The sequence below is a fragment of the Brevibacillus halotolerans genome (assembly GCF_026891775.1).
Classification (GTDB): domain Bacteria; phylum Bacillota; class Bacilli; order Brevibacillales; family Brevibacillaceae; genus Brevibacillus_B; species Brevibacillus_B halotolerans.
This window is the reverse complement of sequence record NZ_JAPTNK010000026.1, coordinates 18,608-31,045: the sequence shown is the minus strand read 5'-3', so window position 1 is coordinate 31,045 and position 12,438 is coordinate 18,608. Positions and strand designations below refer to the sequence as shown.

Here is a 12,438-nt window from a genome sequence, read left to right as displayed (position 1 = left end):
GTGAAAACAGTGAGTACGGCAACGAAAGGTAAAAATAGAGTTAGTCAGCAAACGTGGAGATTCAACGAGGATGTTCGGATTCAGGGAAGTGCGGTGGTTGTAGGGCCTAAGGAAGCAGAAGGACCATTAAAAGATTTATTTGATAAAAGTTATGACGATATGTACGCAGGTCAGGATTCCTGGGAAAAAGCCGAAAAAAAGCTAATGGAGGACGCCATTACTTTTGCAATTAAGAAAGCTAATTTGAAAAAAAATCAAATCGATCAGATTATCGCAGGTGATCTGCTTAATCAAAATATCACCGTTAGCTTTACGGCTGAAAAAATGCAATTTCCTACACTTGGCATGTACGGGGCATGTTCCTCCTCGATGCTAACACTCTCAACCGCTACCGCCCTAGTCAATGCAAGATATTCTAACTATATAGTAGCCGCGTGCAGTAGCCATAACGCAACAGCCGAACGGCAATTCCGTTATCCGACTGAATATGGTGGACAAAAGCCTCCTCATTCACAAGTTACAGTTACCGGAGCAGGCGCAGCAGTTGTAGGGATAGGGGGAAAGGGACCTCGGATCACCTATTCTACAGTCGGCAAAGTAATAGATATGGGAATTACAGACCCTTTTGCAATGGGAGCCGCGATGGCGCCTGCCGCTGTTTCTACGATCGCTACTCATTTTATTGATACGGGACGTAGCCCATCTGATTATGATCTCATTGTCACAGGAGATTTGGGGAGCATAGGCTATGCCATTTGCAAAGATATGCTAGCGAAAGAAGGCTATAACGTTGAAGGTGTGTACAATGACTGCGGCCTTATGATTTATCCACCTGACGAGGAAGTGTTTGCAGGGGCGAGTGGATGCGCCTCAAGTGCCAGCGTAACCTACAGCTATATTATGAAGCAGCTTCAATCTGGCGAATTAAAAAAGGTGCTTGTGTGCGCAACCGGTGCATTACTTAGTCCCACCAGTACACAACAGGGAAATTCAATCCCGTGTATCGCTCACGCAGTAGCATTTGAAGGAGGAGAGTAATCGTGGAATACCTTATTGCCTTTATCATAGGAGGTATAATCTGTGTGGTTGGGCAGATCATGTTAGATGTAGCTAAAATAACACCTGCCCATGTCATGGTTACATTAGTAGTCTCAGGTGTGGTGCTTGATTTTATTGGAATCTACGATGGTTTTATTAAATTTGCAGGTGCAGGTGCTACTGTGCCAATTATCAGCTTCGGACATTCACTGTACCACGGTGCCTTACAGGAGTTAAATCAAACCGGTGCCATGGGAGTAGCGAGCGGGATGTTTGAGGTACCAGCGGCTGGTATTACTGCGGCCATTGCTTTTAGTTTTCTTGCTTCTCTGGTGTTCAAACCAAAAGGATAGGAATTTTTGGCGGAGGAGGCGGTTCGATGAATCAGGCTCGACGCCGCGTTATCATCATCACAGACGGTGACCACATCGCTCAGAGGGTAATAGAAGAAGTAGCCCGACAAATCGGAGGTAGATGCATTTCATTATCCGCGGGAAATCCAACACCACTGTCAGGAGAGCAGATGGTAACCCTTATTAAGCAGACACCTTATGATCCAGTGCTAGTAATGTTTGATGACAATGGGAATTACGGTTTTGGACGTGGAGAAAGGGCTATTTGTTTTGTGGCGAAGCATCCAGACATTGAAGTGTTAGGGGCAGTAGCAGTTGCCTCCAATACGAAATGGGTAACAGGTACTAAAGTGAAATATTCGGTTACGAAACAAGGAATAGTGGTGGAGGATGCTGTCGACAAGGATGGGGTCGTCCACAAGGAACTTCAGCATCGAATTTACGGCGATACGGTTGATATTCTAAATGCATGTGATATTACCCACATAATTGGGATTGGCGACATCGGAAAAATGGACGGCAGGGACCACATTAATAAAGGCTGTCCGATTACTAAAAAAGCAATCGAGTGGATTATGGAAAGGAGTGGATATCGTGTCGGAGGATAAACAGGACAAGCAGCCTATAGTCTCTAGCCTTGAAGAAAATAGGGCGTTTCTTGATGACAAGCTAGGGATAGGCACAACGTTTGATATTGGCGTCCATGATATAAAAGTAGGTCGTACTCGCGTTAGTCTGTATTATATTAATGGCTTTGCGGATAGCACAATCGTAACGTTAATTTTACAAGACCTCAATAATGTAAAAGAACGGGAAACGAGCGAGGATGGCTGGAAAATATTTTATCAGAAATATGTCCCTTTCTTTCAAATATCCAAGATAAAAACGTGCAATGAATTCATGGATAAAGTTTTGGTTGGTCAAATCGGGATGCTGATTGATGGTGAGGATACAGCTCTGATGATCGATGCAAAAATTTATTTGACTCGTACACCAGAGGAACCAGATACTGAACGTGTTGTACGAGGAGCTCATGATGGTTTTACAGAAAGTCTAGTTTCCAATACCTCGCTTACTCGGCGCCGTATACGTGATGAGCGTTTGCGTTTTGAAATTATGCAGGTCGGGGAACGCTCGAAAACAGATGTTGCGATCGCTTATCTGGCAGATGTAGCTAATCCGCAGTTAGTGGAAAAATTAAAATCAAAGATTCAGGAGATCCAAATCGATGGAATTCCCATGTCAGAGAAAACCGTTGAAGAGTTTATTATTGGAAAATCGTTTAATCCATTTCCTATGGTACGTTATACAGAACGTCCGGACGTAGCTGCCATTCATTTGCTTGAGGGACATGTCCTAATTTATGTAGATACATCACCGAGTGTCATCATCACTCCTGCTACCTACTTTCATCATGTACAGCATGCGGAGGAATACAGGCAAACACCAGTTGTTGGAGCATACCTACGCTGGGTACGTTTTCTAGGGATTATTGCCTCTTTACTGTTACCGCCCTTATGGCTGTTATTAGTGATGCATACGGAGTATATCCCTCCTCATCTGGAATTTCTCGGTGTGAAGAATCAAGGTTCCATTCCCATCATGATACAGTTTTTATTAGCTGAGCTTGGACTCGATTTAATGAGGATGGCAGCGGTCCATACTCCTGCACCGCTTTCTATTGCAATGGGACTGATTGCAGCTATTTTAATTGGTGAGATTGCCATTAAGGTAGGCCTGTTCTCGCCAGAAGTAATCCTGTATCTAGCTGTTGCGGCAATTGGAACCTATGCGACTCCTAGCTATGAACTCAGCATGGCCAACCGGCTGGTCCGGTTACTATTACTGGTAACTACTGGACTTTTTGGATTGCAAGGATATATGTTTAGCTGTGCCTTTGTCTTACTTGTCCTTGCGATGACCAGATCGATTGATACCCCTTATTTGTGGCCATTAATTCCGTTTAATTATGAAGGATTTAAGGAAATTGTACTACGCAAGGCTGTGCCGTATCAGGAGAAACGGCCGAAAGTTGTTCGTTCCCAAAATCCAGACAGACAATAGCAAAGTAGACATAGTTATATATCTCTTGGATTTGGTTACTTGCTGTGGTATATTAATGCTTAAAAATTAGATATACGAATAAAAATTACAGGGGATATAGCAAGCCATGAGAATGTGGCTTCGTTATATCCTTCCTAAAAGAGTCAAAATACATGGAAAAGACAGAATAGCTTTATACAATGATAGGGAAAGTGGATGAGGGGGCAAAGGTTATGTTTTTGCATGGCACAAGTCGCATCAATGAAAAAGGGCATCTTGAAATTGGGGGATGTGATACTACCAAGCTAGTAGAGCAATATCAGACTCCATTGTACGTCTATGATGAAACATTAATTCGGGAAAAGTGCCGTGCTTTTGTAGAGGCCTTTCAGCAAAGCGGGTTTGCCTTCCAAGTAGCCTATGCCAGTAAAGCTTTTTGTACGATGGCAATGTGCAAGTTGATAGAAGAGGAAGGATTATCTCTGGATGTAGTTTCTGCTGGAGAATTATATACGGCATTGGCAGCAGGGTTTCCGGCAGAACGAATTCATTTCCACGGGAATAATAAAACCATGCAGGAGTTAATTATGGCTCTAGAAGCCAATATTGGCTGTTTTGTGGCTGATAATTTTTATGAATTAGAGATGCTGCATGACCTTGCCAAAGAACGTGGATTGACAGCTAATGTGTTGTTGCGTCTTACACCAGGCGTAGAAGCACACACACATGAATATATATCCACTGGACAGCAGGACTCTAAATTTGGATTTGATATGATAAGCAATCAAGCGATGAAGGCGATTGAAGTAGCGCAGGAAAGCCAAGCTTTGCATTTACTTGGTATCCATTGTCATATAGGCTCGCAAATTTTTGAAACGGATGGTTTTTTATTGGCTATTCAGCGGCTGACGGAATTTTTAGCAGATGTTAGACAGGAGCTAGGCTTTACCTGTCAGGTATTTAATGTCGGAGGTGGTTTTGGGATTCGCTATGTGGAAGGAGATACACCCCTTGTAGCAAAAGATTATATTGAAGCAATTGCAAATAGCGTTCGTACAGAATTTATCAAGCATAACCTGCCCTTCCCAGAAATTTGGATTGAACCTGGACGAAGCATTATTGGAGATGCTGGGACAACCTTATATACGATTGGGGCAACGAAGGAAATTCCTAATGTCCGAAAATATGTTGCAATTGATGGGGGAATGACTGATAACCTGCGTCCGGCCTTGTATCAGGCTAAATATGAGGCCTGTGTCGCTAATCGCTTACATGAGCCTGCTACAGAATTGGTTTCGATAGCAGGTAAATGCTGTGAATCAGGCGATATGCTGATCTGGGACATTTGTCTATCCGCACATCAGCCAGGAGATATTTTAGCAGTTTCTAGTACCGGTGCTTATGGATATGCAATGGCAAATAACTATAATCGAATCACCCGCCCTGCTGTTGTATTTGTTAAGGACGGAGAGGCGGAATTGGTGGTCCAGCGTGAATCATTAATGGATCTGATTCGAAATGATCGCCTGTATACGAAGGTCTCTCTATAAAAAGGATGACAAAGTACCTCAAGGAAAAGAGATATCAGTTATTGAATCTCTTTTTTTGCTTTGTACAATGATAACTTGCTATTAGGAATTGAACAAGATAAGATAAAAGGGATAAAGACTGCTACGTTCTTTGAGCGGGTGGCTACTTATTTACCCTCTTGTAAGGGAATGGAAATATTGGAGGTATATACATATGAAAAAAGGTCAAATTACCCTAGAAAACGGCAATAAGGTTGTTATTGAATTCTTTGATAAAGAAGCTCCTGGCACCGTTGCAAACTTTGAAAAGCTAGCAAATGAAGGCTTTTACAATGGCCTAACCTTCCACCGTGTTATTCCAGGATTTGTTGCACAAGGCGGTTGCCCGCACGGAACTGCATAAGTTCCTGTAATACGCCCTTATATGTATATACCTCAAAAAATCAATTATATTTATGGAGGAACTAAAATGAAAAAAGGTCAAATCACTTTAAAAGATGGTAATAAGGTTGTTATTGAATTCTTCGATAAAGAAGCGCCAAATACAGTTGCAAACTTCGAAAAACTAGCAAGTGAAGGGTACTATAATGGACTAAATTTCCACCGTGTTATACCGGGCTTTGTAGCTCAAGGTGGATGCCCACACGGAACTGGTACTGGCGGTGCTGGTTACACAATCAAATGTGAAACACAAGGCAATCCACACAAGCATGTTAAAGGCGCTCTTTCTATGGCACATGCAGGTAAAGACACAGGTAGCTCCCAATTCTTTATTTGCTATGATGCATTCCCACATCTAGATGGCGTTCATACTGTATTCGGACAAGTTATCGAAGGTATGGAGCATGTGGACAAAATTCAGCAAGGCGACAAAATGGAAGAAGTAAAAGTTTGGGAAGAGTAATCCCTAAATAGTCAAAAATGATTCCTCTAGTGAAGCATTAGCTCCACTAGGGGGTTTTTATTTTCAAAGGATACCCCCCATATAAACAAAAAATCCCCTTCCAGCATATAGCCAGAAGGGGGTAACTATTTTACTTCATTTGTTTATTCAATTCATCTTTCCATTCACGATGAGTAGATTCAATCAATGCCTTAACTTCTTCATCGGTTACTTTAATTTTATTTCGAGTCATACTTGTAACAAAGTACTTAACAGCTTCATTATACTTCTCTGATCCTTTTAAATGAACAAAGGCTTGCTCTGCATAATGCACAGCACGTAATGCATGTTCTTTTTTAATTTTACCTTTGAGAAACTTAACTAAATAAAAAATAGCCCATGTTCCTACCGCTAACAGTAGAAGATGAGCTACATCTAAAACAATTTCACCTAATAAAATACTCATTTGATCATACTCCTTTTTAAATTATTGCCTTCTTATTTAACTTCTTTCAGAACGTATTCAACTGCTCGATCAATAAAAGTGATTACTTCTGCACGAGTAGCAGGTTGATCTGGATGTAAATTGCCTTTCTCATCTCCTAGTACAATACCTTTCTCATACTTACAACGTAGAGTTATATGAAACATGTACATATTGACTAACCTCCTTTCCAACGAATAGGAATGGATTTATGAGACTTTAGAGTTAAAATTTAAAAGACCACCTTTCTTTTTTAAAAAAATAAAAAAATTATTTAATCCAATATTTTTTATTGTTATTTACAAAAAAATACAATAAAGTTAGAATTAAGTTAAAGTTAATAAAAGAATCGTTGAAATTATTTATAAATTATGAAAGGGGATTAACATGAGTGTAAATCTGACTTTCACAACATTGGGGGAACTGATAAAGGGGAAAAGGTTATCTTTAGAAATGAGCCTATCAGATTTAGGAAGAGTGACTGGGGTTAGTAAGGGGGTTATTTCCAAAATAGAAAGTGGTGAGACTAAGCGCCCAGAGCTACGAACTTTAAAACCAATCGCAGATGTTTTAGAAATTACTTATGAAGAAATTATTGATCTTTATGTTGATATGCAATTACGTGATGATGTCTTAGAGGGTTTTTTAGCAGAAGCTATTGAAATTGCAAATATTTCATTGCTCACAAAAGTAGCTAAAAAATTCCTTGAAAACCCAAAGAAAGATACGTATACCTTATTAGAAGAATTATATAACCTAACAGCTTCTCTTAAAAACAATGAAGTGAGAGTGTCACTTTACAATACCATTATTAAGTATGCTAGAGCGCATGGGGAGTCGCAATACATAGCCAAAGGGTTATATCAAAAGTATATGATCGAGATAGAAGAGCTTAAACATTTAGAGGAATCTTTCAAAGTTGGGGAAGAGGCTCTGCATTATGTGGATTTTCTTTCCCAAGAAGAAAAAATCACTCTTTACTATAGAATGGCACTTCACGCACATAATATTAAAAAGTACGACAAATGTGTAGAGTTAGGCAAAATGGGGATACAAGAAGATGAAACAAAAAATGATCTTAAAGAAAGTGTAGCATTGGCAATGTGTAATTCTTTTGTAGAATTCAAAGACCATGCCAGTCTCCATCTACATTTAGATGAATGTGAAAAAAAGGAATATCGTTTTATTATTGAATGTATAAATTATTATCGAGCAATTATTCTTTCACAAAGAGGTGATTATGAAAAAGCCATTCCTTTGTTGCAGGAATGTTTAGAAGAGGTTAAAGGCATTAGACGCTTGTATCGATTAAACAGGCTGTTAGAAGCTCTATCTAAAGCAAGAAATATCGAACTAATCAGAGAAATAATACAGTCTGAAGAAAACCATTTTTCATTTAATCCAGTGACACCACATCAATATGCCCAGATAGGTATGTACTATAAATTTACAGGCAATTTTCTTATTGAAAATGGGCAATTCGATTTGGGTATAGAACAACTTCTTCAGAGCATATCCTATTATGCTATGATAGGCTCTTATAAGGATATTATTGAATGTTCGAAGGAGATTTTTTATTATCATGCCCTTTTCAAGAAACATACTAAAATTGAAATTGCAGGTAAGTTAAACGAATTGTATAATGAAATTACCATGGGAGAAAAGAGGGAATAATGATGAAGAAAATTGTAATTTCTACTATTATCTTTTCAACCTTCTTATCACTTACATTTCTTGCATGTGATAAATTTACGGAAGTTTATCCAGAGAAGTATTCAGCTTCAAAAGTTTATAACGAAGACCCCGGACATTAATCATTTGAAATTTTTCTAGTGGACACCACACTTTTTTACAGTGGTGTTCTTTTTATTTATAACAAAGTGTGGGTTATGTAATAATTTGTCAAATTTTATTGAACGTTTCGATTTTTTTTATTTTGCAGAAAAAACAATACGATTGGTAAAATAATACTCAGGAGGAAGAAAGGAGGTGTCATCTTCAAAAAATATAACTTAACAACTAAAAGGAGCGTTCCCGTTAGTTTGCAGACAATCGGAACGCCCCCACCTTGAGAAACAAAAAATGTTACTCAAGTTCATTTTACCACTCACTTACAAAAAATGAAAACAGAAAATTGCAAATCTAAAGATGATTTACAGAAGCTCATTGAAATCCTCCGTCAAGAGTTAGAGATGTTGTATTACAAAGAAGGCTCATTTGTACAACCAACCGTACTACAAATGAGCCAACAACTAGATGAGTACATCGTTATGTTTGAGAAGATTAGACGCTAGTTGGTCGATATGAATAAGCTGTACGGGAAACTTTACAAAGCCCAGAAGGGGAAATAATTATTAAGCCGTGGTTCAGCTATTCACTAAAGACCTCCTAGAAGGTTTACAACATGTTAATATGAGACAATTCACTTAAAAAATTAACTCAGAAAAGAGGGTATGAAGTGAAAAAAAAAAATTTAGTATCTACACTTCTAATAGCATCTATTTTAACAACTTCAGCTTGCTATCTCCCCACTCAAATTTTTGCTAAAGAGAATCTTCCATCACAAGATGAATTAAACAATATAAAACTCAATATTCTCAAAGATGAAGAAAATCTTGTAACGTATGAAGTCACATCTGCTTTAGGCAAAGAACTTGTGGAGGTGAATAAAGAAACTAAAAAATTCACCGTAACTGACAAGAATGGTGGAGTGAAGTCGTATGATGCAAATGATTTCGTAGTGGATCACAATGCTATTTTAGATGCTACAGATAACAATGTCCCTGAAGAATTTATGGCGTTAAATGACGGACAGGCTATTGAAAAAAATAGTCCAGTAATACCTAAATCGATTCAATCATCTGATTATATTCCGGGTCCCAAAGATAGAGGTTGGGACTTAAGAAGCTTTGATAAATACGAACCTGCTGTTCATATGTATTATAAAGGCTACAATGAAGAAGTAAAAGCTCCTAAGAAATTTTCTTTCGATAGAGACACTACTATATCTGTCATTGTTGGTGCACTAGCTGCTTTTATTCCCGGTGGTATTGAGGCTAGTATCATTATTGGCGTCATAAGAGGCATAGGGGTAGCTGTAGTATCAGGTGCTATACAAAGAGCAATGGATCCAACTGTTTGGGTTCAAAAATATTCTTACGAAAGATATTTCTACGTTGATAAAGGTTTTGTAATAAGAACAAAATCTTGGACAAGTTATCTTTTAATGAAGGAATTTGGACTTCAAAGTAAAGAGCCATATGATACTGGTGGGTATAAACAAAAATTCAATGACTGGACTGATTCTGAATGTGCCGAATATGCATATAAAGTCTGGAAAAAAATGTGATTAAAAATTGCTCCCTGACGTTTTGTTGGGGAGCTTTAAGAGGGTGAAACAATGAGGAGTAAATCTTTGCTAATAACCTTTATGTTAGTGGCATTAGCAGAATTGATCTGGTTATTTTATATCAAGCAAAATACAAGCATTACTTGGACTGTGAGTATTCATGTTCTAATTATTGTATTATCACTTGATTTCCTTTTTAACAGAAAAAAAAGCCACTATAGAAATTATAGGTATCGTGTAATATTACAAGGTATTATCATGGTTGCTCTAATTGCCATCCCTCTACTATACCTAAGCTACATGTAACACATATAACAATCTCAATAGTCATGATACGAATTTATAATCAAAATATTGGTATTGGAAATAAAATTGCAGATGCTTGCGAGATGCTGGAAACAGGTACCAAAAATGCTTTGATAAAAGCGTTAAAGAGATTTAAAGTGCCAGAGGATGTAGCAAAGGACATTACTGATATCATTTTCTGGTTCATCTAATATAATCATAACCTAGATCATGTATGGTCTAGGTTATAATTCAATTGTAACAAGAAAGGTGAGATGAAAATGAAGAAGTGCCCTTGGTTGAATGCTTCTGTTTTCTTTTACATTCTTGGAATCGTGGTAGCTGGTGTCGTAGCTGGAACCTTCATTCACACTTTATTTTTATATGTCATGTCTTTAATTTTTCAAATTAAAATTGAATCCTTTTTTTCTGCGGTTGCCTTTTCCACAATCGTGTATTTGCTGATAATACCATCTTTTTTATCCAGCTTTATAACTTCTTCGATCAATACAAAATTGGTTGTAAGTGGCATAAAATTAAGGCTTTTAGAAACAGTGGTATCTTTCGTACTCTATTATTTCTCAGTATCTTTTTTAGAAAGCATCAATTCTGGCATTTCTATTTCAACAATGGGAATTGTAATACTAGCGTTAATTTACTCTTTACTTATACGGTTCGATGATCTCTATAATTACTTAAAAAATAAAATAACATCGTAATTACTTGCGATTATATATGGATAAACACGTTCCTGAACTTATACATGATTTGGGAAAATTGAAATCGAAGGAGATAGAAAACTCAGGAGAAATTGAAAAAGTTATTGAGGAACATTGCAAAAAACTCCTAGCGCCACGAGAGATGAATGATTCTTCTCTAAGTCTTGAAGATATTTTCCAAGAAAAGCGAAAAGCAATAAAACTATATAATGCTAAGAATAATAATAAATTTTCTGTAGGAAATTTTATGGAAAAACACAATAGTCCATCTGGTTATGGTCATTTTATTGATTATAACAAGAAAGATAATGAATTAGTGTATATGTAGGGTCTACAGTTAAGGGAAGTACTTACGGTGGGATAAACGAACTGTAGTAACAAAAAAAGACTAGGTTATATTATCTAGCCTTTTTTCTCTTATAATAAAATAAATATGCTATTAGCATAAATAAAATTACTGTCATAATAATTTGAGTGATTATAGCTCCTTTTGGAAGTAACAAACCGACAAGTACTATTACTGCAAAAAAGGCTATAATGATAATGGTTAGCTTTTGCATCAGTCGCAAATACACTTAAACCCCTCCCCTAATACTTTGCAATATAATAACATATTTTCCTAATTTTTAAAATAAACAACCTCCGGCCGTCTAAACTACAAGGGTATGAGTTGTTTGCCGAACCTAGGTATCCCTACAAAATAAATACATAGCCAGTATTGCATCTTATGTTAAATTCCTCACAGTAATCCTCGATGTATGTCACTAATTCTTCTTACTCTTACTGTAATCCTAGCTGGAATTTTTATATCCTCTAACTTTGTTTTTGGGTGGATTTTCATTCGTTAGTGCTGAATTACTTATAAGGATTTACAACACTGGAGTAGTTGTGATCATTTTTTTGTGGTAATTAATGTAACCATATTATCAGTTAGCAGAAGAAGGGGGAAATTTCCTAATAAAAATAGTTTTTATAATCCATTCTCTAAGAATATAGAATTACATTTAGGCAGTTTAGGGAAAGTTCGATATTAGTAATTAGCAGATCAAAAAACTTAAAATAAATATATATTCCGAAAGCTAAATTTTATATAGTACTTAACAGAGAAAAATCTAGAAATTGTGTATGCATTGAATGTAAGATTTTAGGTAGAGAAGATAGGATACTTAAAGAAGCGTAACGAAATTATAATATAAGTAGAATGTAACCAAAGAGAGGAGAGATTTTTATGTTAGAGCTAATACAAGTTGTGACTTATTCCAACGATAAAAAGAAAATTCTTGAAAAAGAACCTCTTCCTAAAATAGGTTTTAATAGTGTAATGGAAGTAGCTAAATATTTGTATTTAGAAGAAGAGCTTGATTTAAAACATTGCATAGATGAACATCTGGTTTCAGAAGATTGGTTTGAGCATGGCGATGATTTTTTTAACGAAACTGGTTATAAATATACGAAACATTATTATTTCATTAACAACTTCCAAGAAATAAAGGATATTAGTTTGAAAACAGCAATGGAAATAATAGATGCATTATATTTGATAGAAGAACACACCCGCAAAATAAAAAATGAGGTTGATGACGTTGAAAAGAGATTTGCAGATGATGCGTATTTAGATAATATCAAATATTTAATCGATATTATTAAAATTAAGAAGAATGTTCTTTTGAGATATGGCTATTCCAAAACGAAAACAGCTGAAATGATGAAGGGTTTATATTATAACACGAATAATTACGGGAGATAAGAAATGAC

Annotated in this window: 14 protein-coding genes and 1 pseudogene; 13 read left to right on the top strand and 2 right to left on the bottom strand. The window is 36.8% G+C overall.

Annotated features, from left to right (window positions below):
- Positions 1-9: 9 nt before the first annotated feature.
- The 7 genes and pseudogenes from spoVAD to O0550_RS22395 all read left to right on the top strand — a co-directional run bounded on the left by spoVAD (position 10) and on the right by O0550_RS22395 (position 5,867).
- The gene (gene spoVAD / locus O0550_RS22425) at positions 10-1,038 is read left to right on the top strand and encodes a stage V sporulation protein AD (RefSeq protein ID WP_003344692.1); all 1,029 of its coding nucleotides are present in this window, start codon (positions 10-12) and stop codon (positions 1,036-1,038) included.
- A 2-nt stretch (positions 1,039-1,040) separates the two neighbouring features.
- Complete coding sequence (gene spoVAE, locus O0550_RS22420; RefSeq protein WP_003344690.1) at positions 1,041-1,391, top strand: stage V sporulation protein AE; 351 nt, start codon at positions 1,041-1,043, stop codon at positions 1,389-1,391.
- 26 nt (positions 1,392-1,417) lie between these two features.
- Positions 1,418-1,999, top strand: a complete 582-nt coding sequence (gene spoVAEA, locus O0550_RS22415) for a stage V sporulation protein SpoVABEA (protein WP_096887393.1) — start codon at positions 1,418-1,420, stop codon at positions 1,997-1,999.
- Complete coding sequence (locus tag O0550_RS22410; RefSeq protein WP_258427258.1) at positions 1,986-3,455, top strand: spore germination protein; 1,470 nt, start codon at positions 1,986-1,988, stop codon at positions 3,453-3,455. The genes spoVAEA and O0550_RS22410 overlap by 14 nt, the downstream gene beginning before the upstream one ends.
- 212 nt (positions 3,456-3,667) lie before the next feature.
- Positions 3,668-4,984, top strand: a complete 1,317-nt coding sequence (gene lysA, locus O0550_RS22405; protein ID WP_003344685.1) for a diaminopimelate decarboxylase — start codon at positions 3,668-3,670, stop codon at positions 4,982-4,984.
- A 193-nt stretch (positions 4,985-5,177) separates the two neighbouring features.
- Positions 5,178-5,360: pseudogene (locus O0550_RS22400) on the top strand (peptidylprolyl isomerase); the annotation flags it as partial.
- A 72-nt stretch (positions 5,361-5,432) separates the two neighbouring features.
- On the top strand, positions 5,433-5,867 hold the full coding sequence (locus O0550_RS22395; protein ID WP_003344681.1) for a peptidylprolyl isomerase: 435 nt from the start codon (positions 5,433-5,435) through the stop codon (positions 5,865-5,867).
- Between the two features lie 130 nt (positions 5,868-5,997).
- Here O0550_RS22395 and O0550_RS22390 read toward each other — a convergent pair whose 3' ends face one another.
- On the bottom strand, positions 5,998-6,312 hold the full coding sequence (locus O0550_RS22390) for a phage holin family protein (RefSeq protein WP_258427257.1): 315 nt from the start codon (positions 6,310-6,312) through the stop codon (positions 5,998-6,000).
- Between the two features lie 32 nt (positions 6,313-6,344).
- On the bottom strand, positions 6,345-6,503 hold the full coding sequence (locus O0550_RS22385; RefSeq protein ID WP_233882732.1) for an S-layer homology domain-containing protein: 159 nt from the start codon (positions 6,501-6,503) through the stop codon (positions 6,345-6,347).
- Between the two features lie 208 nt (positions 6,504-6,711).
- On the opposite strand from O0550_RS22385, the gene O0550_RS22380 reads away from it, so the two are divergent.
- From O0550_RS22380 to O0550_RS22355, 6 genes are all read left to right on the top strand, one after another.
- Entirely contained in the window at positions 6,712-8,004 is a 1,293-nt protein-coding gene (locus O0550_RS22380) for a helix-turn-helix domain-containing protein (RefSeq protein WP_396125775.1), read from the top strand.
- A gap of 446 nt (positions 8,005-8,450) precedes the next feature.
- Positions 8,451-8,624: an aspartyl-phosphate phosphatase Spo0E family protein gene (locus O0550_RS22375; RefSeq protein WP_258427255.1), complete on the top strand. Its 174-nt coding sequence runs from the start codon at positions 8,451-8,453 to the stop codon at positions 8,622-8,624.
- Positions 8,625-8,788: 164 nt separating this feature from the next.
- Positions 8,789-9,679 (top strand): hypothetical protein, encoded by an 891-nt coding sequence (locus tag O0550_RS22370; protein WP_258427254.1) that lies wholly within the window; start codon positions 8,789-8,791, stop codon positions 9,677-9,679.
- A gap of 329 nt (positions 9,680-10,008) precedes the next feature.
- A complete protein-coding gene (locus O0550_RS22365; protein ID WP_258427253.1) occupies positions 10,009-10,176 on the top strand; it encodes a hypothetical protein in 168 nt (55 codons plus the stop codon).
- Positions 10,177-10,699: 523 nt separating this feature from the next.
- On the top strand, positions 10,700-11,011 hold the full coding sequence (locus O0550_RS22360) for a hypothetical protein (RefSeq protein ID WP_258427252.1): 312 nt from the start codon (positions 10,700-10,702) through the stop codon (positions 11,009-11,011).
- 900 nt (positions 11,012-11,911) lie between these two features.
- On the top strand, positions 11,912-12,430 hold the full coding sequence (locus O0550_RS22355; protein WP_258427251.1) for a hypothetical protein: 519 nt from the start codon (positions 11,912-11,914) through the stop codon (positions 12,428-12,430).
- Positions 12,431-12,438: the final 8 nt, after the last annotated feature.

Coding starts and splice junctions, on each gene's coding strand:
- O0550_RS22395 (WP_003344681.1), top strand. CDS start 5,433: ATGAAAAAAGGTCAAATCACTTTAAAAGATGGTAATAAGGTTGTTATT.
- spoVAEA (WP_096887393.1), top strand. CDS start 1,418: ATGAATCAGGCTCGACGCCGCGTTATCATCATCACAGACGGTGACCAC.
- O0550_RS22375 (WP_258427255.1), top strand. CDS start 8,451: ATGAAAACAGAAAATTGCAAATCTAAAGATGATTTACAGAAGCTCATT.
- O0550_RS22355 (WP_258427251.1), top strand. CDS start 11,912: ATGTTAGAGCTAATACAAGTTGTGACTTATTCCAACGATAAAAAGAAA.
- lysA (WP_003344685.1), top strand. CDS start 3,668: ATGTTTTTGCATGGCACAAGTCGCATCAATGAAAAAGGGCATCTTGAA.
- O0550_RS22390 (WP_258427257.1), bottom strand. CDS start 6,312: ATGAGTATTTTATTAGGTGAAATTGTTTTAGATGTAGCTCATCTTCTA.
- O0550_RS22385 (WP_233882732.1), bottom strand. CDS start 6,503: ATGTACATGTTTCATATAACTCTACGTTGTAAGTATGAGAAAGGTATT.
- O0550_RS22365 (WP_258427253.1), top strand. CDS start 10,009: ATGATACGAATTTATAATCAAAATATTGGTATTGGAAATAAAATTGCA.
- O0550_RS22360 (WP_258427252.1), top strand. CDS start 10,700: ATGGATAAACACGTTCCTGAACTTATACATGATTTGGGAAAATTGAAA.